Annotated in this window: 20 protein-coding genes; 11 read left to right on the top strand and 9 right to left on the bottom strand. The window is 71.3% G+C overall.

What is annotated here, in order from left to right; genetic code table 11:
• The first annotated feature begins 421 nt into the window (after positions 1-421).
• From OG407_RS16580 to OG407_RS16565, 4 genes are read left to right on the top strand one after another with little or no spacing between them, the layout of a single operon-like run.
• The gene (locus OG407_RS16580) at positions 422-3,232 is read left to right on the top strand and encodes a nitrate- and nitrite sensing domain-containing protein (protein ID WP_405858814.1); all 2,811 of its coding nucleotides are present in this window, start codon (positions 422-424) and stop codon (positions 3,230-3,232) included.
• On the top strand, positions 3,229-3,666 hold the full coding sequence (locus tag OG407_RS16575) for a roadblock/LC7 domain-containing protein (protein ID WP_365299825.1): 438 nt from the start codon (positions 3,229-3,231) through the stop codon (positions 3,664-3,666). The genes OG407_RS16580 and OG407_RS16575 overlap by 4 nt, the downstream gene beginning before the upstream one ends.
• A complete protein-coding gene (locus OG407_RS16570) occupies positions 3,663-4,037 on the top strand; it encodes a DUF742 domain-containing protein (protein WP_405858812.1) in 375 nt (124 codons plus the stop codon). Before OG407_RS16575 ends, OG407_RS16570 begins: the two co-directional genes overlap by 4 nt.
• On the top strand, positions 4,018-4,635 hold the full coding sequence (locus tag OG407_RS16565; protein ID WP_405858810.1) for a GTP-binding protein: 618 nt from the start codon (positions 4,018-4,020) through the stop codon (positions 4,633-4,635). The genes OG407_RS16570 and OG407_RS16565 overlap by 20 nt, the downstream gene beginning before the upstream one ends.
• A 28-nt stretch (positions 4,636-4,663) precedes the next feature.
• On the opposite strand, the gene OG407_RS16560 is transcribed toward OG407_RS16565, so the two are convergent.
• The 5 genes from OG407_RS16560 to OG407_RS16540 form a co-directional block, all read right to left on the bottom strand.
• The gene (locus OG407_RS16560) at positions 4,664-5,257 is read right to left on the bottom strand and encodes a DUF4232 domain-containing protein (RefSeq protein WP_405858808.1); all 594 of its coding nucleotides are present in this window, start codon (positions 5,255-5,257) and stop codon (positions 4,664-4,666) included.
• A 115-nt stretch (positions 5,258-5,372) separates the two neighbouring features.
• A complete protein-coding gene (locus tag OG407_RS16555; RefSeq protein ID WP_405858806.1) occupies positions 5,373-6,251 on the bottom strand; it encodes an NAD(P)-dependent oxidoreductase in 879 nt (292 codons plus the stop codon).
• Positions 6,252-6,362: 111 nt separating this feature from the next.
• Complete coding sequence (locus OG407_RS16550) at positions 6,363-7,775, bottom strand: DUF3616 domain-containing protein (protein ID WP_405858804.1); 1,413 nt, start codon at positions 7,773-7,775, stop codon at positions 6,363-6,365.
• Between the two features lie 37 nt (positions 7,776-7,812).
• On the bottom strand, positions 7,813-8,205 hold the full coding sequence (locus OG407_RS16545) for a MazG-like family protein (RefSeq protein WP_405858802.1): 393 nt from the start codon (positions 8,203-8,205) through the stop codon (positions 7,813-7,815).
• A gap of 36 nt (positions 8,206-8,241) precedes the next feature.
• Complete coding sequence (locus OG407_RS16540; RefSeq protein WP_405858800.1) at positions 8,242-8,787, bottom strand: DoxX family membrane protein; 546 nt, start codon at positions 8,785-8,787, stop codon at positions 8,242-8,244.
• A gap of 122 nt (positions 8,788-8,909) precedes the next feature.
• On the opposite strand from OG407_RS16540, the gene OG407_RS16535 reads away from it, so the two are divergent.
• Together OG407_RS16535 and OG407_RS16530 are read left to right on the top strand one after the other, a co-directional pair.
• Positions 8,910-9,236: a nuclear transport factor 2 family protein gene (locus OG407_RS16535; RefSeq protein ID WP_405858798.1), complete on the top strand. Its 327-nt coding sequence runs from the start codon at positions 8,910-8,912 to the stop codon at positions 9,234-9,236.
• Between the two features lie 76 nt (positions 9,237-9,312).
• Positions 9,313-10,308, top strand: a complete 996-nt coding sequence (locus OG407_RS16530; RefSeq protein ID WP_405858796.1) for an aldo/keto reductase — start codon at positions 9,313-9,315, stop codon at positions 10,306-10,308.
• Positions 10,309-10,449: 141 nt separating this feature from the next.
• Here OG407_RS16530 and OG407_RS16525 read toward each other — a convergent pair whose 3' ends face one another.
• Positions 10,450-11,175, bottom strand: a complete 726-nt coding sequence (locus OG407_RS16525; RefSeq protein WP_405858794.1) for an ABC transporter ATP-binding protein — start codon at positions 11,173-11,175, stop codon at positions 10,450-10,452.
• 99 nt (positions 11,176-11,274) lie between these two features.
• Entirely contained in the window at positions 11,275-12,762 is a 1,488-nt protein-coding gene (locus OG407_RS16520; RefSeq protein ID WP_403602088.1) for an ABC transporter permease, read from the bottom strand.
• Positions 12,763-13,036: 274 nt separating this feature from the next.
• Here OG407_RS16520 and OG407_RS16515 point away from each other — a divergent pair, with 274 nt between their 5' ends.
• Positions 13,037-14,215 carry a D-alanyl-D-alanine carboxypeptidase family protein gene (locus OG407_RS16515; RefSeq protein ID WP_405858792.1) on the top strand — a complete coding sequence of 393 codons (1,179 nt, stop codon included), beginning with the start codon at positions 13,037-13,039 and terminating at the stop codon, positions 14,213-14,215.
• Positions 14,216-14,457: 242 nt separating this feature from the next.
• On the opposite strand, the gene OG407_RS16510 is transcribed toward OG407_RS16515, so the two are convergent.
• Together OG407_RS16510 and OG407_RS16505 are read right to left on the bottom strand one after the other, a co-directional pair.
• On the bottom strand, positions 14,458-15,219 hold the full coding sequence (locus OG407_RS16510; RefSeq protein WP_405858790.1) for an SDR family oxidoreductase: 762 nt from the start codon (positions 15,217-15,219) through the stop codon (positions 14,458-14,460).
• Positions 15,220-15,235: 16 nt separating this feature from the next.
• Positions 15,236-16,234: a Gfo/Idh/MocA family protein gene (locus tag OG407_RS16505; protein WP_405858788.1), complete on the bottom strand. Its 999-nt coding sequence runs from the start codon at positions 16,232-16,234 to the stop codon at positions 15,236-15,238.
• Positions 16,235-16,321: 87 nt separating this feature from the next.
• Between OG407_RS16505 and OG407_RS16500 the strand changes: the two genes are divergently transcribed.
• The 4 genes from OG407_RS16500 (at position 16,322) to OG407_RS16485 (ending at position 20,876) form a co-directional block, all read left to right on the top strand.
• Complete coding sequence (locus OG407_RS16500; RefSeq protein ID WP_405858786.1) at positions 16,322-17,617, top strand: multidrug effflux MFS transporter; 1,296 nt, start codon at positions 16,322-16,324, stop codon at positions 17,615-17,617.
• A complete protein-coding gene (locus OG407_RS16495; protein ID WP_405858784.1) occupies positions 17,569-18,741 on the top strand; it encodes a serine hydrolase domain-containing protein in 1,173 nt (390 codons plus the stop codon). Before OG407_RS16500 ends, OG407_RS16495 begins: the two co-directional genes overlap by 49 nt.
• A gap of 233 nt (positions 18,742-18,974) precedes the next feature.
• Positions 18,975-19,961, top strand: coding sequence for a small ribosomal subunit Rsm22 family protein (locus OG407_RS16490; RefSeq protein ID WP_405858782.1), 987 nt, complete (start codon positions 18,975-18,977; stop codon positions 19,959-19,961).
• Between the two features lie 177 nt (positions 19,962-20,138).
• Positions 20,139-20,876, top strand: a complete 738-nt coding sequence (locus OG407_RS16485; RefSeq protein WP_366491215.1) for a bifunctional DNA primase/polymerase — start codon at positions 20,139-20,141, stop codon at positions 20,874-20,876.
• The last annotated feature ends 10 nt before the right edge of the window (positions 20,877-20,886 follow it).

Genomic DNA, 20,886 nt, shown 5'->3' with positions numbered 1-20,886 from the left:
GGGGCCGCCCGAACCACCCTCTACCCCGCACCTCACCGTAGGTAGTCAGCCAAAACATCTTCGTGGCCGCGGAATTGGGGGCGAAGGGCGTCGAATCATCTACGCGCATAGTGTCCCGAGTGGTCCAAACCCGTAGGGCAGGTGTGTTTGCGGGGTCCCTTGACCCGGGTGGGACGGCTCGGTTTCATACCTATCCAACTGCGCGGGGGGCTCGGGCGCCCGTCGTGAAATCCGCAGGGTGTCCTTGGCGTTCCTGGCGTGCCGCGCCGTCAACTCCTCAGTGTGTGCAGGCGTGTTGACGTGTCTGCCGGCCCGTCTCGATACGTCGCGCGCCACCCCGGAAAGGAATAAAGCCGGTGTCGCAGTTCTTCACCGCAGCTCCTCTTCTTCTCTGCCGTGCCGTCGGGTGCCGGGGGTCGAGGTGAGCCGGCATCGGGGTACGGCCGCACCGGTCGAAGCGGGAGCGGGGGGCGGGCGGGGGCGCAGCATCCGGGCCTCGCTCATCACGCTCGCGGTGGTGCCGGCGACGGCTCTGGTGCTGCTGTGGGTCAGTGGTTCGGTCGCGCTGTTCAACCAGTGGAACGACGCCAACAAGGAAGGCCGGCCGGCGAGGACCACGTACGCCCTGGTGCCGGCGATCGGCGAGTTCCAGAAGGAACGGCTGCTGACGGTCGGGGTGTTGGTGTCGCACGGCAGCCGTGCCGCGCTGGACGCGCAACGGCAGCGGACCGACGCCGTGCTCGCCGGTTTCCGCAAGGCGGACGCCGCCTCGGGCGGCGACGGTTCGGCGCAGTACCGGGCCCAGTTGGCGACGGTACGGAAGCGGCTGACCGGGCTGACCACCGAACGGACCGCCGCCGACGCCGGGAAGACCACCCGGCTGGACGCCTACGTCGCCTACTCCGACGCCGTGTCGTCGGCGCTGAACCTCTTCGGGACGCTGAGCACCGACAGCGGTGACGCGGCCACCGCGGCCGACGCCGGCCACGCCCTGGCGTTCCTGCGCGGGACGGAGGCGCTGTCGCAGGAGGAGGCGATCCTCAACGGGGTCGCCGCGTCAGGGAAGTTGAGCGTCCAGGAGAGGTCGGCGCTGGCGGCTGCCGAGGCCGTGCGGGTCTCCGTGCTGTCCAACGAGGTGGAGCCGTATCTGCCCGCCGCGTTGGGCGCCGAACTGGGCAAGACCATGGGCGGTCGGGACTGGGCCGCCATGACGGCCTTCGAGAAGACCGTCGCCGCGGTCTCCGCCGGGCACGACGGCACGATCAGCGTGCCCTCCGTCCCCGCCGCCCGCGCCGCCGCCCCGGGGCGCGTGTCCGGCGCGGTGCAGGCCGTGGAGGGCCAGTACCTGGACAAGGTCACCAAGGACTCCGCGCACCGGACCCACATGGTGCTTGTCAAGGCGATGCTGGGCAGCGCCCTCGCGTTCGTGGCCGTACTCGCCGTGGGCCTCCTGTCCTGGCGCATCACCCGGTCCCTCATCGGCCGGATGTCCGGACTGCGCGCGGCGACGCTCGAACTGGCCGAGGAACGGCTGCCCGAACTCATCACCCGGCTGCGCACCCAGGGCAAACGCGCCGAACTCGACGACCTGCCCGAACTCGACTACGGAACCGACGAGTTGGGCAAGGTCGCGGAGGCCTTCAACAGCGCCCAGCGCACCGCCGTGAGCGTCGCGTTGGAGCAGGCCGCACTGCGCGAGGGGGCGCGGCTCGTGTTCCACAACATGTCCCGCCGTATCCAACTCCTCGTCCACCGGCAGCTCACGGTGATCGACTCCATGGAACGCAAGGAGCAGGACCCGCAACTCCTCTCCGATCTCTACCGCGTCGACCACCTCGCCACCCGGATGCGGCGCAACGCGGAGAGCCTGACCGTGCTGTCCGGCGCGTCCCCCCGGCGCCGCTGGAAGCAGGCGGTGCCGCTCGCGGAGCTACTGCGCAGCGCGGTGTCCGAGATCGAGGGGTACACCCGGGTCGTCGTCGAACCCCTCCCGCCCATCGCGGTGTTGGGCCCCGCGGTCGGCGACACGATCCACCTCATGGCCGAACTCATCGAGAACGGCGTGACGTTCTCGCCCCCGCACACCGAAGTACGGGTCCGGGCACTGCCGGTGGCCCAGGGATACGCAGTCGAGGTGGAGGACCGGGGACTCGGCCTCACGGCGGACGAGTACGCGGCGGCCAACGAACTCCTGCACCACCCCAAGGACTTCAGCTTCACCACCCTCGGCGAGGACCCCCGCCTCGGCCTCTTCACCGTCGGCCACCTCGCCCAACGCCACGGCGTCACAGCCAGCCTCCAGGCCTCGTCGTACGGCGGCTCGCTCGCCGTCGTCGTCCTCCCGCACGCCCTCACGGAGTCGGCGGCGGACGCGGTGCCGCCGACGCTGGACGCGCGGGCGGAGCGGCATCTGGCTTCGGTCGCGGGGGCGGTGCCGGAGTCGGGGACCGGTTCGGGGGCGGGCTCCGGGCCGGGTTCGTTGACCGGTTCGACGACGGGTTCGGGGGCGGGTTCAGGGGCGGGTTCGGGCAGTGGCTCGGGCATGGGCGTCGGCACCGGCATGGGCATGGGCATGGGTTCGGCCGGCGGGACGGCCACCGGGCCGGTCACCGGTTCCGGACGTGGCGGGACGACGGCCGGCGGAATGCCGATGCGCACCCGTACCCGAACCGCACCCCACGCCCAGCCCTCGGCCCAACCCCAACCCCCGGCCCAACCCCAGCCGCAACCCCAGGCCCAACCCCACGCCCCATCGCACCCCCAGCCCCCTTCCGCTCCGGCGGCACCGGTGCCCGACGGCTCCGCCGCCGTATCGCCGCGCGGGGCCGTACCTTTCCCGCGTTCCCGTGCCTCCGGTACCTCCGCCACCTCCAGCCGGCTTCCCCGGCGCGTGCGGCAGGCGCATCTCGCGCCGCAGTTGCGGGGGCGGCCCGACGAGGCGGACGGGGAGCAGGGGGCCGGGCGGGAGGCCGAACGGCGGCCCGAGCAGGCCCGGTCGATGCTGGCCGCGTTGCGGGACGGGACCCGCAGGGCCCGCGAGCAGGCGGAGGTACCCACGCCCGCCTGGCCCTCGTCGCCGCGCGGAGACACCCCCTGGCCGAAGTCACCGCGAGCGGACGCACCCCGCCCGGCGTCGCCGCGAGCGGAAGCCCCCGCGCCCACCTGGAACACGGACCCGCCCGAGCGGCGTCAGTTGCCCACCCGTCCCCGTCCGACAAGGAACACCCCATGACTGCGCCCAACACCACGCACGGCGGACTGGCCTGGCTGCTGGACAACCTGATCGAGCGGATCCCCGAGACCCTGCACGCCATCGTCCTGTCCGAGGACGGCCTCCTCGTGGGCTCCTCCGAACGGCTCGCGCAGGACGACGCCGAGCAACTAGCCGCCATTTCCTCGGGAGTTCACTCGCTCGCGCTCGGCACCAGCCGGCACTTCGGCGGCGGGCGCGTGCAGCAGACCGTCATCGAGATGGACGACCTCTTCCTCTTCGTCACCACCGCCGGCGGCGGCGCCCGCCTCGCCGTACTGGCCACCTCGCAGGTGGACGTCGGCAACGTCGGCTACGAAATGACCATGGTCGTACGGCAGGTGGGCCAGTTCCTCAGCGCGCCCCCGCGGTTCCCGGAGTACAGCGGCGCGCCCTTCGCGGGTGAGCATGAATGAGACATTGGTCCGAGGAAGACCCGTGGGAGGACGAAGACCCCGCGCTGCTCGTCCGCCCGTACACGGTCACCGGCGGCCGTACCTCGACCTTCCACTCCGGTATCGAACTGATCACCCTGATCAGCACCGTCCGGCCGCCGACCCGCGACCAGCGCCTCCAGCCCGAACAGAACCGGCTGCTCGCCCTGTGCCGTACGCCCACCGCGCTGGTGGAGGTCGCCGCCCGGCTCGATCAACCCGTCGCGGTCATACGGGTGTTGCTCGATGACCTCCTGGACAACGAACTCGTCTCCGTCTCCCCGCCCGCCGCGGCCGGTACCCCCGACGCCCGTTTCCTCCAGGCAGTGATCGATGGCATACGCAGAATCTGACCGCCGCGCCACCACCCTCGCGCCCAACGCCGCCACCGCCAAGATCCTGGTCGCGGGCGGCTTCGGCGTCGGCAAGACCACGCTCGTCGGCGCGATCAGCGAGACCACGCCGCTGCGCACCGAGGAACTCATCACCGAGGCCAGCGTCGGCGTGGACAACCTCGCCGGGGTGGAGCAGAAGACCACGACGACGGTCGCCATGGACTTCGGCCGGATCACGCTCAGTTCGGCCCTCGTGGTCTACCTCTTCGGGGCGCCCGGGCAGGACCGGTTCTGGTTCATGTGGGACGACCTGTCGCGCGGCGCGCTCGGCGCGGTCGTCCTCGCCGACACCCGCCGCCTGGAGAACTGCTTCCCGTCCGTCGACTTCTTCGAGCACCGCGGCATCCCCTTCGCCGTGGGCGTCAACTGCTTCAACGGCCGCTGCGAGGAGGACCCCGAGGAGATCCGCGCCGCCCTCGACCTGGCCCCCGACATCCCCCTCGTCCTGTGCGACGCCCGCGACAAGGAGTCGGTGAAGACGGTGCTGCTCGCACTCCTCGAACACGTCATGCGGGGACTGGCGGCGGAGGCGTCGGCCGACCGCCAGCCCGTGTAGCCGTCCGATCAGTCAGTCCGTCGTACGGTCATGAAGGCTTCGTCGCCGATACGGCCGTCGCGGTCAGCGTGCCGTCGCACTCCGCGAACTGCCCGTCGGCCAGGGCGACTTGGTGGGCCCCGGCGCCCGGCAGCCCGATCACCATCGTCGGGTAGATCACGGGCGCGGAACCGGACTTGCAGTAACCGTCGCCCTCACCCTGCACCTGCACGAAGGTCAGTTTCAGCCAGGCCTGGGCGCCCGGGGCGAGCTTCACGGGGGAGGCGGATCCGACGGGGGTGACCTGGAGCGGGACGTTGAGCTCCGGGGAACCGTTCGCGGCACCGGCGACGGTGGGGTGCCCCTGGAGGACGCAGGCCTTGGTGCCGGTGTTGGTGAACTGGACGATCGCGGCGCCGGTCCCGGTACCGGCGGGGCGGTCGGCGGCTTGGTGGGCGGTGGCCTTCAGGGCGGTTGCCGCGCAGGGCTTGGCCGCGGTTCCGGTGGCCCCGGGCGAGCCCGTGGACCCGGAGGAACCGCGAGAACCAGTGTCGGTGTCACCTGGCTGACACCCCGTCATCGCCAACGCCGCCGACACCGCGGCCACCGCGATCGCGCCCCAGCGGATGCTGCTCTTCTGCATGACGTCCCCCGAACTTGCTGTGTACGGACCGGCTCTCACCGGCACTCGCGGAGAGAGACAGGTCCGTCGCACCCAGGGTTTCGCCCACGTACTAGCTGTGACGCAATGGTGACGCTCAGTCGAAGCTCGCGAAATAGGCCGCCGCCATGTCCTCGTCCCCATGCCCCTGCGCCGCCGCCCGGGCGAACCGCTCCGCCCCCGCGGCCGCCACGTCCAGCCGTACGCCGTTCGCCGCGCCCGCCTGCACGATCAGCCGGGCGTCCTTCTCCGCCGTGGTGACCGCGAAACTCGCCGGGGTCAGCTGGTCGTTGAGGATGGCGGCCGACTTGGCGTGCAGGTAGCCCATGTCGAGGGGGCCGCCGGCGATGAGGTCGAGGAAGCTCTGGGGGTTCACGTCCAGGGCCTTGGACAGGGCCAGGGCCTCACCCGCCGCGTTCGTCACCGCCAGGACCCAGCTGTTGGCGACCAGCTTCAGCCGGGTCGCCGTGGCCGCCGCGCCGTCCTCGCCGACCCACATCGTGCGGACGCCGACCGCGTCGAACACCGGGGTGACCGTCGCGCGCCCGCTCTCCGGACCCGCCGCCAGGACCGTCAGCTGACCGGCCTCGGCGGGCTGGCGGGTGCCGAGGACGGGGGCGTCGTAGAAGACGAGGTCGTGCCGGTTCGCGAACTCGGCCAGTTCGCCCACCGATTCGAGGCTCGACGTCGTCGACTGGACCCACGCGGCGCCGGGGCGCAGGACGGGCGCGGCCTCGCGCATCACATCGAGGACGGCGTCGCCGTCGTAGAGCATCGTGAGGATGACGTCCGCGTCCCGCACGGCATCGGCCACCGTGTCGCGAACGTGCGCGCCGTCGGCGGACAGCGGGTCGGCCTTGGCGCGGGTCCGGTTCCAGGCATGCACGGTATGACCGGCGCGGGCGAGGTTACGGGCCATCGCGGCGCCCATGATGCCGGTGCCCAGGACGCCTACGGTGAGCTTTTCGGTGGTCATGACTCGGCTTTCGTCCTCGACGGTGTTGTCGACCACCAGCGTGCCAGGGCGGCGCGTACCTGGCCTCCCGGCGGGGCGCGCGCCGCCCGTCAGCCCGTGACGGAGGTCCCGTCAGCCGGTGACCGTGAACCAGGTGGACCGCGACTTCTGCCACTCCTCGTGGGAGAGGTCCTTCGCCTCGGTGCCGTCGCCGTACAGGTCGGCCGAGCCGTCGTCGGTGATCAGTTGGGCGCGGGCGCCCGAGGTCGTCAGGTCGGGGACGTCTACGACCGCCTCCCAGGCGCCGGGGTCGGTCGTGGGCAGGTCGCGCAGCTTGACCGGCTGGTCGGACGCGTTGCCGGTCCAGGAATAGAGGGCGTACGGGTCGGAGTTGTCGTCGGCGGCCCAGGAACCGGCGACGATCAGGTACTGGTTCGCCGCGTTCTTGCGGAGGTCGCGTACCGAGAGGCCGCCGAGGTTCAGCTCGATCGGGGTGCCGAAGGTCGCGGCGGTGCCGTTGGCGACCACCTTGTCGATGTTGGTGACCGGCACGAGCAGCGCCTTGCCGCCCTCCACCGCGGGGGCGAGCGGCGCGCGGAAACCGAGGTATGCCGTGGTCGTGGAGCCCGGCGCGAACTCCAGGCCCTCCACGTTGAACCCGTTGATCTCCTTGGGTACTTGACCGTCCGCGGTGCCCGCCGCGAAGCCGTACCGGTTGCCGTTCGCCTTGTCCCACGCCACCAGGTTGTCGCGCAGCTTGCCGTACGAACTGCCGTAGGAGAGCGTCGTGTTGGCGCCGCTGCCGGTCAGCTTCGTGGTGAAGACCGTGTTGCGGGCCGACTTGTACTCGCCGTCCTTGTTGTTGCCGAGCGAGCCGGTCCAGTAGATCGTGTCGCCGACGCGGGCCGCGCCCTCGATGTCGATCTCCTTGGAGACGTCGATGTCGTCGCTGAAGTCCCAGGTCTTCACGGGTGCGCCGGAGGCCGAACGGTCGTACAGGCGAAGGACGTTGGACTCGTCGTCCGCTACGACGACGTAGCCGCCGCCCACGTCGACCGCGGCGGAGGCGTCGCTGGAGCCGGTGAAGTAGCGGGTGTCGGCGGGCTGTTGGACGGCTGCGGAGGCCGCGTAGTGCAGGGTCTTCGTGGCTGTTTTGCCGCCGAGGCCCGTTACCTTCACCGTCAGGTCGGTGTAGCCCTGCGCGGCCGCTGCCACAGCGAGTTGGCGGGTGGCGCCGGTGCCCGTCACGGTCACCGCGCTCGTCGGCGCCACGGACGTCTTGCTGCTCTTGCTCGCCGCGACCGTCAACGCGCTGACGTCCGCGCCGCTCTGGGCGACCGTCACCTGGACCGTCGGATCGCCGACCGCGCCCACCGCGCCCGAAAGGTACGTGGCCGAGAGGGAGATGGTCGGGGTGCCGTAACTCGCCGCGTGCGCCTGGCTGTTGCCGAGGCTCAGGGCGGCGAGGGCGAGGCAGGTGCCCGCCACGGCGACCGTCCTGCGCCCGCTGGAGAACGCTCCGTTGGAGATTACGTAGTCCTGCACGGGGACCCCTTCGTCGGCTCGGTGTCGACGAGAAGGTTCAGCGGACCTCACCAACTCCGCGAGGTGTGGGCGGGTCCTGAGGGTGAACAACTGCCGACGGGCCGAGGGAGCGTTCCATGACCCGGGCCAGGTGGCGGGTGAAGACCTGCCGCGTATCGGGGGTGAGCGTGCGCAGCGCCACCAGCGCGGTGATCACGACGTCGCACAACTCGCCCTGTACGTCGTCCCACGTGTGGGTGACGCCCTTGCGCGGGTTCTGCCCGGTCGCCCCGATCACCGCCTCGGCGACCTCGCCGACCTCCTCGGACAGTTTCAGCATCCGCAGGAGCAGGCCCTCACGACCGTCGAGGGGCTGACTCGCCTCCAGCCAGGCCCACAGGTCGTCGATACCGGCCCAGAGGTCGGCGGCCCGGTCGTTCTGATCACTCATACGCCCAGCCTGCCATCACCGCCCGACCGGTCCGGCCTACTCGTCGAACAACGTCTCCTGCCCGAACTCCGCCGCCTCCCGTACCCGCCTGTTCCGCAGCCCCACCACCGCGGCCGTCGCCGCCCCCGTGACCGCGAGCGCCGCCGGAACCATCCAGCCCCGGTTCACCGCGTGCCCGAGCGCGTGGTCCAGGGAGAGCCGGCCCGGGCCGGTGACCGCGAGGCCGGCCGCGGTCAGGGCGAGGGAGGCCGCGTACTCGTAGCCGCCGGCCGCCGCGAAGAAGCCGTTGGGCGCGTGCACGGCCGCCGCTCCCACCATCGCGCCGGCCGCCGCCGAGCCCGCCGCCGGGGTCGCCAGGCCCAGCGCGAGCAGCGCGCCGCCGCCCGCCTCCGCGAGCCCCGCCATCACGGCGCTCTGCTTCCCCGGCGCATACCCCATCGCCTCCATGGCCGCGCCGGTGCCCTCGATCCCGCCCCCGCCGAACCAGCCGAACAGCTTCTGCGCGCCGTGCGCGGCCAGCACGCCGCCGGTACCCAGCCGGAGCAGCAGCAGGCCCAGATCTTGTCGGTCGTAACAGGTCACGGTGACTCCCTGAACAGGCGACGGGGACGGTCCCTCCACCGTCGCACCCCGGGCGTCCGGCGGGCGGGTTCGCGCGGCCGTTCGGGTGGCGGCCCCCGGGGAACGGTGTGAGTCTGACCGGCATGACGATTCAGCCAGCCAAACTCAGCGATCCGGCCGTCCGGGCGTTCGTCAGCGCCGTCAACGCCCATGACCGGGACGCCTTCCTGGAGCTGCTCGCGCCGGACGCGACGATGGCGGACGACGGTTCCGACCGTGACCTCGCCGAGTGGATCGACCGGGAGATCTTCTCCTCCCACGGCCACATGGAGGTCGACCGCGAGTCCGACGGCGGCCGTGCCCTCGTCGCCCGCTACTCCAACGACGCGTGGGGCGAGATGCGCACCCGGTGGAGTTTCACGGTCGGCGAGGACGGCAGGATCGCCCGCTTCGAGACGGGCCAGGCCTGACCGCCGTAGAAAGCCCCCGTGGAAAGCCGAAAAGTCCTTGCCCTGAAGTGCGCTCCAACTCCTAGTGTCCCCAGGCATGGAGACGAAGTCGAACATCAGGACCCTCGGACGCAGCGGTATCGACGTGAGCGCTCTCGGCTTCGGCTGCTGGGCGATCGGCGGTGAGTGGCAGGACGCGAGCGGGCAGCCGCTCGGCTGGGGCAAGGTCGACGACGAGGAGTCCGTACGGGCGGTCCGGCGCGCCCTCGATCTGGGCGTGACGTTCTTCGACACCGCCGACACCTACGGCGCGGGGCGCAGCGAACGCGTCCTCGGCCGCGCCCTCGGCAAGCGCCGCGATGACGTCGTCGTCGCCACCAAGTGGGGCAACGTCTTCGACGAGGAGACCCGCACCCTCACCGGCGCCGACGACTCCCCGGAGTACGCCCGCCGCGCGCTCACCGCATCCCTGGAGCGGCTCGGCACCGACCATGTCGACCTGTACCAACTGCACCTGTCCGACGCGGACTTGGGACGCGCCGCCCAACTCCGGGACCAGTGTGAGGAGTTCGTGCGCGAGGGGCTGATCCGCGCCTACGCCTGGAGCACCGACGACCCCGCCCGCGCCGCCGTGTTCGCCGAGGGGGAGTACTGCGCGGCCGTGCAGCACGCGGCGAACGTGTTGCAGGACGCGCCCGAAATGTTCGCCCTGTGCGAGGAGTTGGGCCTGGCCAGCATCAACCGCAGCCCGCTCGCGATGGGCCTGCTCACCGGGAAGCAGGCGCCGGGACGGGAGTTGGAGGCGGGGGACATCCGTAACACGCCCCCGTCCTGGTTGCAGGGCTTCAAGCAGGGTGCGGGCGCCGACGAGGACTACGTCGCCCGCGTGGACGCCCTGCGCGAGATCCTCACCTCCGACGGCCGTACCCCGGCCCAGGGCGCCCTCGCCTGGCTGTGGGCCCGCAGCCCGCGCACCGTACCGATCCCGGGCTTCCGCTCGGTCACACAGGCGGAGCAGAACGCGGGGGCGATCGCGAAGGGGCCGCTCACCGCCGGGCAGTTGGCGGAGGTCGACCGGGTGCTCGGGAGGTGAGCGGCCCGACGGGACCGCGACGCTGTGGGCGAGTCCGGCGCGGCCGGGGCACCCCATCTGAAAAAATGTGACACTTCCGGGTGCGAGTGTCACATTTCCTCAGGTAGGGTCCCGGCCGGCTGACGGGCGGGACAGCCCGGCTCAGTAGCCCTGGTTGCCGTACTCCGCGTACTGCTGCTGGCCGCCGCCGCGGCCCTGTTCGGTGAGGGCGATCTGGCCGGCCTTGATGGTGGCCAGGCGCGGCGCGCGGCGGGCGATCGACGAGTCGTGGGTGACCATGACGAAGGTCAGCCCGTACTCGTGCCAGAGGCCTTCGAGCAGGCCCATGATGTCGTCGCGGGTGCCCTCGTCGAGGTTGCCGGTGGGCTCGTCGGCGAGGAGCACCTTCGGCTTCTTCACCAGCGCGCGGGCGATCGCGACGCGCTGCTGCTGACCGCCGGAGAGTTCGGACGGGGCGTGCTTCAGCCGGTCGCCGAGACCTACCGACGAGAGCGCCTCGGCCGCCCGCTCACGGCGTTCGGCCGGCTTGACGCCGAGCGGCACCAGCGCGGTCTCGACGTTCTCCTGCGCGGTGAGCGTCGGGATGAGGTTGAAGGACTGGAAGATGATGCCGATCTTCTCGGCCCGCAGCCGGGTCAGCTTGGCCTCGCTGATGGTGGCGAGGTTGACGCCGTCCAGCTCGACACTGCCCTCGGAGGGGCGGTCCAGGCCGCCGATCATCTGCAGCAGCGTCGACTTGCCGCCGCCGGTGGGGCCCTGGATGACGAGCTGGTCGCCGTCCTCGATCGTGAGGTCGACGCCGCGCAGCGCCTCGACCGTGTCCTTGCCCCGCGAGTAGCGCTTGGTGACGCCGGTGAGCTTGTACATGGGATCTCCGTCGGATACGTCTGTGAAGAAGAAGAGGGTCGGGACGCCGCCGCCCGGGGGGAACGGTGGCGGCGCCCCGGTTCAGGGGGTGCGGCCGTGCTACGACACGCTGCGCAGCGCGTCCGCCGGACGCATCCGCGACGCACGCCAGCCGCCCATCGCGCCGGCGATCAGGCCGCCGGTGACGGCGAGGCCCACCGCGAGGGCGATCGTGGTCAGCGAGACCGGCGCGTTCAGGGCGATCTCCAGGGTGTTGGAGGTGGCCTGCTGGCCGGGGCCGCCCTGGCCGCCACCGCCGGGGCCGCCGCCCATGCCGCCACCGCCGGTGGAGGTGGAGCCGAGCTGCGCGGTCAGCTTGGGGCTGATCGCGGTGACCGTGTAGGCCGCCAGGAGGCCGAGCGCGATACCGAGGCCGCCGCCGATCAGACCGTTGACCATGGACTCGCCGACGACCTGCCGGGTCACCTTGCGGCTCGGCCAGCCGAGCGCCTTCAGCGTGCCGAACTCACGCACCCGGCGGGAGACCGCCGAGGAGGTGAGCAGCGCGGCGACGAGGAACGCGGCGATCAGGACCGCGATCGACAGCCACTTGCCCACGCTGGTCGCGAGGTTGGAGGCGGTGGACAGCGAACCGGAGACCGTGGACGCGAGGTCGGCGGAGGTGGTGACCGTCGTACCCGAGATGTTCTTCTGGATGGTCGTCTTGACGGACGAGATCTGCTTGGAGTCGGTCGCCTTGACGTAGATCGTGGTGACCTTGTTCTTCGAGTCGCCCAGCGTCTGCGCCTGCTTCAGCGGCACGTACACGTCGATCGTGGACTCGCTGCTGTTGGGCGTCGCGATGCCGATGACCGTGAACTTGGTGCTGGAGATCTTGAAGGTCGAACCGACCTTGTACTTCTTCGTCTTGGCGTACGACTTGCTGACGACCGCGACCTTCGCGTCGGTCTGCGCGGTCGTGAAGGTCTTGCCGGTGGTGATCTTCGACGTGGACAGCGGGCCCAGCGTCTGGTTGGTGACGTCGATCCCCGCGACCGAGTACGAGTTCACGTTGAAGTTGGCGCCGCCGCCCTGCACTTGGGGTGCACCGGTGCTGCTGGTTCCGCCACCGCCGCCGGGGCCGCCCTGCTGCGAGGAACCCGAAGAGCCGGACGTGGTGGAGGACTTGGCCTTGCCCTGGGTGAAGGAGCCGTCGACCTTGGTGACGTTCAGCGTGAGCGCGCCGACCGCGCTGGACACGCCCTTCTGCGAGCCGACCTTGGTGACCAGCGAGGACGCGAGGGCCTGACCACCCTGCGTGTTCACCCGGTCCGAGCTCTGCGAGCTGCCGCTGGAGGAGGTGGCGCCGAACTTGAAGCTGGGACCCTGCGAGCTGCCGGCCTTGGGGGCCGACTGCGCCTTGGTCACGGTCATGTCAGTTCCGAGACCGTAAAGAGACTTGAGGACCTTGTCCTGAGCCTGATTCATGCCGGCCGACACCGAGTTGACGGTGATGACCAGCGCGATACCGAGCGCCAGACCCATGGCGATGACCAGGGCCGCTTTCTTGCGCCGGATCAGCTCGCGCTTGAGATAGATGCCAAACATCCCGTTCCCCAAAGGTTCTTGGCGCCCGCTGTGGGCGCGGCCACAAGCTATGGAGGAACCTTTGAGTCGACCTGAGTAAAGGATGTGTCTGGCCTGAGAAAAAGGGACCCGAAATCAGAATTGCGTCAGACAGCTCATTCCTAAGCCCCCGAGGGCTTCCTGCCAGGAAACCCCTGTTCAATGGCCTGCTGACATGGACTGTCGATCAGCCTTTCGACGCCTCGCGACGGACCCCGCCGTGCACGCCCGCGCCCGCATTTTGTACGGTCCCGGGATGCGCGATTCCTCTCGGCTCACCCGGCGTGCCGCTCTCGGCCTGACCGCCGCCGCTCTTCCCCTGGCGGCGGCCGCACCCGCGTCCGCGGCGACCGCGATAGGCGGTGAGCGGCTGGCCCGCGGCGGGATCCAGGTCGGCGACGCCTCCACGCTGCCCAAGAAGCTCACCGCCCGCTCCTGGCTGATCGCCGACCACAAGACCGGCGAGGTGCTCGCCTCGTACCGCGCGCACCAGCGGCTCGCGCCCGCGTCCACGCTGAAGATGCTGTTCGCCGACACCGTGCTGGGGAAGTTCGAGCGGACCCGCACCTACCGGGTCACCGACGCCGACCTCGCCGACGTCCCCTCGGGCTCCAGCCTTGTGGGTGTGAAGCCCGGAATCCTGTACAGCGTCCACCAGTTGTGGCAGGGCGTCTTCCTGCGCTCCGGCAACGACGCCGTGCACGTGCTGGCCCACATGAACGGCGGGATCGCGGCGACGGTCGCCGAGATGCAGGCCAAGGCGAAGGACCTCCAGGCCCTGGACACCCACGTGGTGAGCCCGGACGGCTTCGACCACCCCGGGCAGGTCTCGTCGGCGTACGACCTCACGCTCTTCGCCCGGCACGGGCTGCACGACGACGACTTCAGCTCCTACTGCTCGACCCGGGTCGCGAACTTCCCGGCCGGCGGCAAGAAGACCTTCCAGATCCAGAACACCGACCGCCTGCTCAGCGGCGCCTACGGCCTGCGCCCGTACCCGGGCATCATCGGCGTGAAGAACGGCTACACCAGCCACGCGGGCAACACCTTCACCGGCGCCGCCACCCGCGACGGCCGCACCCTCCTGGTCACCGTCATGCACCCCGCGAACGGCGGCAACGAGGTCTACAAGGAGACCGCCGCGCTCCTCGACTGGGGCTTCGGCAAAGGGAGTTCGGCCCGCGCCGTGGGCGCGCTGGTCGAGCCGCTGAGCGAGGGCGGGGCGACCGCGAGCCCGACACCGGCGGGGAAGGGCGCCAAGGGGGCGCCGGGCTCCAGCGGAGCCGCCGCGTCCTCGTCGGACGGTCCCTCGCCCTGGCCCCTGCTGGGCGGCGCGGCGGGTGCGGTCGCGGTGCTCACGGGCGGCGCGTTCGCGCTGCGCAGGCGACGGGCGGCCGTAGCGGCGGCCAAGTCCCGGGAACTCGACGGGAGTTGATGTGACGCGACAGCCGCTCCACGGTCCGGTGCGTAACCCGCGGTCCCACGCGGGCTCCACCCCCACCCGGGCCGTGGAACGACTGTCGCCTCTCCCCCCTCGGATTGGTCTACGGAACCAAGGGCTCCGACAGTGCGGAAGCCCCGTGCTCCAAGTGTGAAGCTTTGGTGGAGAGAGTTGAGCATAAGTCAGCAACCGGGCGCAATGGTGCGGACGGTCAAATTCCGTTTGTGCGAATCGACTTAGCCGCGCCCCACGTACGGCATCGCGGTCGCCAACACCGTCGCGAACTGCACGTTCGCCCCCAACGGCAGCTCCGCCATGTGCCGCACGGTGCGCGCCACATCCGCGACATCCATCACCGGTTCCGGGGTTACCGCCCCGTTGGCCTGCAACGCCCCGGTCTCCATCCGCGCCGTCATGTCGGTCGCCGCGTTCCCGATGTCGATCTGCCCGACCGCGATCGAGTACGGCCGCCCGTCCAGCGACAGCGACTTGGTGAGCCCCGTCAACGCGTGCTTGGTCGCGGTGTAGGCCACGGAGTGCGGACGGGGCGTATGGGCTGAAATGGACCCGTTGTTGATGATCCGCCCGCCCTGCGGAACCTGCTCCCTCATCCGCCGGTACGCCGCCTGCGCACACAGGAACGCCCCGTTGAGGTTGGTGTCCACCACGTGCCGCCACGCGTCGTACGGCAAGTCCTCCACCGCCACCCCACCGGGCCCGAAGGTCCCCGCGTTGTTGAACAGCAGATCCACCCGCCCGAACCGCTCCACGGTGGCGTCGAACAGCCCGTCCACGTCCTCCGGCCGCGCCACATCCGTCGCTACGGCGATGGAGGCGCCCTCGGGCACCAGCGCGGCCGTCTCCTCCAGCGGCGCGGTGCGGCGGCCGGCCAGCGCCACCGACCAGCCCGCGCGCAGCAGTTCCACGGCGACCGCGCGCCCGATCCCGGAGCCCGCGCCGGTCACCACGGCGATCCTCGACGATTCCTCAGCGTTCATGGCCGCAGCCTACGAGTCACCCCTCCTGCGGGTACCGCACCCCGATCCGCTCCCGCACCGCGTCCAGCGTCCGCATCACCGCGAGCGTGCCCGCCAGCGGCACCAACGGCGACTCGGTCTCACCGGCCCGCACCGCCCGCATCACCTCGGACGCCTCGTGCCGCAGCGTGTTGCGCGGCCCGTCCGCCGGGTCGAGGACGAACTCCTCGGGGTCCCGCCCGTCCCGGTGCAGCACGAACCGCTCCGGGTGGAAGAAACCGTCCGGGATGTCGATCCGCCCCAGCGACCCGGTCACCGACGCCGAGGTCCCCGTACCGCCGACGATCGAGCAGTGCAGCGCGGCCAGCGCCCCGCTGTCCCAGGAGAAGAGAGCCGCCGTCTGCAGATCGGCACCCTCGGGCGAGAGCACGGCCGAAGCCTTCACATCCGCGGGCTCACCGAGCAGCAGATGCGCGAACGACACCGGGTACACCCCGAGATCCAGCAGCGCGCCCCCGCCCTGGGCCGGATCGCGCAGCCGGTGCGCGGGCGGGAAGGGCCCGGCGAGCCCGAAGTCGGCCTGAACGGTGCGGACTTCACCGATGGCCCCGTCGTCGACAAGCGACTTCAGCCGCCGTACGAGCGGATTGCAGTACATCCACATGGCCTCCATCAGGAAGCCACCGCGCTCGCGGGCCAGGGTCACGAGTTCCCCAGCCTCGCGGGAGTTGAGCGTGAAGGCCTTCTCGACGAGCACGTTCCGCCCGGCCTCCAGACAGAGACCGGCCGCCGCGCGATGCGCCGAGTGCGGGGTGGCGACGTAGACGACATCGATGTCCGCGTCGTTCGCCAGCGCGTCCCAGTCGCCATAGGCCCGCTCGATCCCGAACCGTTCCGCGAAGGCCTTCGCCGATGCCTCCGTGCGCGAGGCCACCGCGACCAGCTCGGCGTCCGGCAGATCGACGAGCTGCGCCGCGAACGCGGCCGCGATCCCACCCGTGGCCAGGACTCCCCAGCGCACCCTCTGTTCCGTCATCGCGGCCCCACCCTCGCTCACCAGACCCTCGGCACCCTGTACGAGCTGAGAGCATAGGTGGCGAATCACTCGAAGAGGGAGGGGCACATGCCCGAGCAGGGGGCGCAGGCGCCGGCCGTGCCGCAGTCCGCCGTACCGTCGTCACCGTCGTCGCTCAAGGCGACCCGCCGCGCGGGCCTCCTCGTCATCCTCGTCCTCGGCGGCCTCACCGCGACCCCGCCGCTGTCGATGGACATGTACCTCCCCGCGCTCCCGGCGGTCACCCGCTCCCTGCACGCCCCCGCCGCGACCGTCCAGCTCACGCTCACCGCCTGCCTGGCGGGCATGGCGCTGGGCCAGTTGGTGGTGGGCCCGATGAGCGACAAGTGGGGCCGCAGACGCCCCCTGCTGACCGGCCTCGCGGTCTACGTCGTCGCGACCGCCCTGTGCGCGATCGCGCCGAACGTCGAGTCCCTGGTCGCCTTCCGCCTGCTCCAGGGCCTGGCGGGCGCGGCCGGCATAGTGATCGCGAGGGCGGTCGTACGCGACCTGTACGACGGGGTCGCCATGGCCCGCTTCTTCTCCACCCTGATGCTGGTCTCCGGGGTGGCCCCGATCGTCGCGCCGCTGGTGGGCGGCCAGATCCTGCGGGTCACGGACTGGCGGGGCGTCTTCGTGATCCTGACCTTCGTCGGCACGGCCCTCGCCGTCCTCGTCTGGACCCGCCTCCCCGAGACCCTGGCCCCGGCGGACCGCCACGCGGGCGGCACGGCGGAGGCCCTGCGCGGCATGCGCGCCCTGCTGGCCGACCTCCCCTTCACGGGCTACATGCTCACGGGCGGCTTCTCCTTCGCCGCGCTGTTCGCGTACATCTCGGCCTCGCCCTTCGTCGTCCAGGAGATCTACGGCGCCTCCCCGCAGACCTTCAGCCTCCTCTTCGGCATCAACTCGGTCGGGCTGGTGGCGGTGGGCCAGATCAACGGCAAGCTGCTGGTGGGCAGGGTCTCGATGGACAAGGTCCTGGGCGCGGGCCTGGCGGTGGTGCTGCTGGCGGCGACGGCGCTGCTGCTGATGGCGACGGGTGTGTTCGGCGGGGTGGGCCTGGTCCCGGTGGCGGCCGGGCTCTTCGTCCTGATGTCGGCGATGGGCGTGACCCTCCCGAACGCCCAGACCCTGGCGTTGATGCGCACCCGCCACTCCGCGGGTTCGGCCTCCGCGCTGCTGGGCACGTCGTCCTTCTTGATAGGCGCGGTGGCGTCGCCGTTGGTCGGCATCGCGGGCGAGCACACGGCGGTCCCGATGGCGGTTGTCCAACTGGTGGCCGCACTGGTGGCGGTGGCCTGCTTCGTGGGAATGTGCCGTCCTTGGAACACACGTACGACCGCGGAGGGAGTGGGGAGCTGAGCGCCCCGAGACTGCGCCACGACACCCCGGAACGGGCCGGCCTCGACCCCGAGGAACTCCGCCACCTGGTCCGGCAGGTCCACGACCTCACCACCGGCGACCGCCCCTGGGCGGCGGGCACCGTCGTGGTCGCCGGCCGCGGCCCGGTGATCGCCGTGGAGGAGGCGGCGGGCTATGCCGTTCGCTACTCCGCCTACGACCCGGAGACGGACACGGGCATCGAACTGCCCCCCGCCTCCCGCGTCCCGACGACCGTGGACACCCCCTTCGACCTGGCCTCCCTCACCAAACTGTTCACGGCGGTGGCGGCGATGCAGCAGATCGAGCGGGGCACGCTGGGCATAGACGCCAGGGTGGGCGCGTACCTGCCGGATTTCCGGGCCGCGGCCCGCCACGGCATCACCGTCCGCCAACTCCTCACCCACACCTCGGGCCTACGCCCCGAACTCCCGCTCTACGACTGTGCCGACGACGCCGAACGCCTGTCGACGCTCCGAACAGAGGCGCCGGTGGGGGAGCCAGGGGAGTACGTCTACTCGGACCTGAACCTGCTCCTCCTCCAGTTCGTCCTGGAACGCATTACCGGCCGCACGCTGGACGTCCTCATCCACGAGGGCATCACCCGCCCGCTCGGCATGACGTCCACGGACTTCGGCCCCTGCCCCGGCGCGGCGGCAACGGAGGACCAACGCCGCCCCTGGGCCAAGGCGGACCGGGGCATGCTCCGAGGCGTCGTCCACGACGAGAACGCGTGGGCGCTCGGTGGCGTGGCCGGCCACGCGGGCCTCTTCTCGACGGGCCGCGACCTGGCGATCTTCTGCCGCACGTTGCTGGCGGGTGGTTCCTACGGCCCCGCCCGCATCCTGGGATCCGACTTCGTGGAGCTGCTGCTGACCCCGCCGGGTCTGGGCTTCGGGGTCGATCAGGCTTGGTTCATGGGGGAGTTGGCGGGGCAGGGAGCCGTGGGGCACACCGGGTTCACGGGGACTTCGGTGGTGTTGGATCCGGCTACGGATACGTTCTTGGTGCTGCTGGCCAACACGGTGCATCCGCGAAGGCGGGGGGCGGACAGCGGGCCGCGGGCGGCCGCGGGGACGCGGGTGGCTCGGGCGGTGCGGGGCTGAGGGATGCGGGCGGTGACGGGCTGGGGGTGGCTCGGGCGGTGAGCGGCCGAGGGTGGCTCGGGCTGTGAGCGGCTGAGGGTGGTTCGGGGCTCGGGTGGCTTGGCCGGGCGGGTTTTTTGAGCCGAGCTCTTCCATGCCCCGCCATGGGCGCTGGGTGGGCATAGGCCTCGGGGGTCTGGGGGCGGAGCCCCCAGGGACCTCGGCTGCAACCCCGGGCCACTTAGAATCAGCGGGTGAACGACCCCGTGGCTCCCGCCGAAACCCTCCGTACCGCTCTAGCCCGCCTGCTCGACGGGCTTCCGCCCAGGCAGGCTGCCGGGGCGGTGGAGCGCCTGATCGGCAACTATCGCGGGGACACCCCGACCGACGCCCCGATCCTGCGGGACCGTGCGGACGTGGCGGCTTACGCGGCCTATCGGATGCCGGCGACCTTCGAAGCCGTACGTTCCGCACTGGACGCCTTCGCGGACGCCGTACCCGAATGGGCCCCGCAGGGACACGTGGATGTCGGTGGCGGGACCGGTTCCGCGACCTGGGCCGTCGCCGCCACCTGGCCCGGTGATCGCCCGGTGACCGTCCTCGACTGGGCCGAGCCCGCGCTCGCCCTGGGGAAGGAGATCGCCGCCGCCAACCCGGCCCTGCGCGACACCAGTTGGCGCCGCGCACGCATCGGCTCCGCGCTCACCCTCGACCCCACCGACCTCGTCACCGTCTCCTACGTCCTCAACGAACTCACCGCCCCCGACCGAACCGCCCTCGTGGACGCCGCAGCCGCCGCGGCCCAGGCAGTCGTGATCGTCGAAGCCGGCACCCCGGCCGGTTACGCCCGCGTCATCGAGGCCCGGAACAGACTGATCGCCGCCGGTTTCCACATCGCCGCCCCCTGCCCGCACAGCGCCGCCTGCCCGATCGCCCCCGGCGAGGACTGGTGCCACTTCTCGGCGCGGGTCAGCCGTTCCTCCCTGCACCGCCAGGTCAAGGGCGGTTCCCTGCCGTACGAGGACGAGAAGTTCAGCTACGTGGCCGCCGCCCGCTTCCCCGTGGACCCCGCCCCCGCCCGCGTCGTACGCCGCCCGCAGATCCGCAAGGGCCAGGTACTCCTCGACCTCTGCGAGACCGACGAACACCTGCGCCGGACGACCGTCACCAAACGCCATGGCGACCTGTACAAGACGGCACGGGATGTGAGCTGGGGAGACCCCTGGCCGGATAAAGCGTGACACTTGCGCCGAAAGTGTCACACGTGTGTCTCGTCCCACCCACCCCGGATACGGGGTCCCGCCTCGTGGGGCGCAGGATGGTGGGACCATAGGGGAAGTTCTCCGCACAACGGCAGGGCTTCTCCGCACACGGCAGGGCAAGAACAGCAGGGCGACAACAGCAGGGCGAGGAGATAGATGAGCGCGACGTTCGGTGGCCGGACCGGTCGGCAGGGCAAACTCTCCTCGTGGCTGCGCGGACGCCGCCCGCAGGAGGCCCCCGACGACGGCAGCGGACGCGAGGCGCTGCTGCTGGCCGCCGCCGAGGCCGGGCTGCCGATCGCGCCCGCCGCGCACCCCGCCCCGGGCTACCGATGTTCGTGCGACCGCGTCGGCTGCCCCACCCCGGCCCGCCACCCCGTGTCGTTCGCCTGGCAGACGCAGTCCACCACCGACCGCGCCCAGATCGAGCGCTGGGCCCGCCACCAGCCGCAGGCCAACTTCATCACCGCGACCGGCATGGTCAACGACGTCCTGGACGTCCCCCTCGAAGCGGGCCACGAGGCGCTGGAGCGGCTGCTCGCCGCCGGTGTCGAGGTCGGCCCGGTCGCCGCGAGCGACGACGGACGGCTGCTCTTCTTCACCCTCACCCGTGGCACCCCCGAGGACGAGGACGAGTGGTGGCCCTGCGAACTGGACTGCCACCCCGAGACGATGGACGAACACCCCGGCCTGCGCTGGCACTGCCGAGGCTCCTACGTCCTGGTCCCCCCGGCCCAACTCCCCGGTGAGAACCAGTCCGTTCACTGGGTACGCGGCCCCGAGCACCCCCTGCCCGACCCGCTGACCCTCCTCGAAACCCTCACGGACGCCTGCGCCCGCCACGCCGGCGCGGAACCGGACCACGCGAACTCGGCCTGGCCACTGGGCCGTTGACCTTCCGAGG

Origin of the sequence: Streptomyces sp. NBC_01515 (genome assembly GCF_045040345.1) — a bacterium.
Lineage (GTDB): Bacteria > Actinomycetota > Actinomycetes > Streptomycetales > Streptomycetaceae > Streptomyces.
The sequence above is the reverse complement of the archived record's forward strand: the minus strand, read 5'-3'. Positions and strand labels throughout refer to the sequence as shown.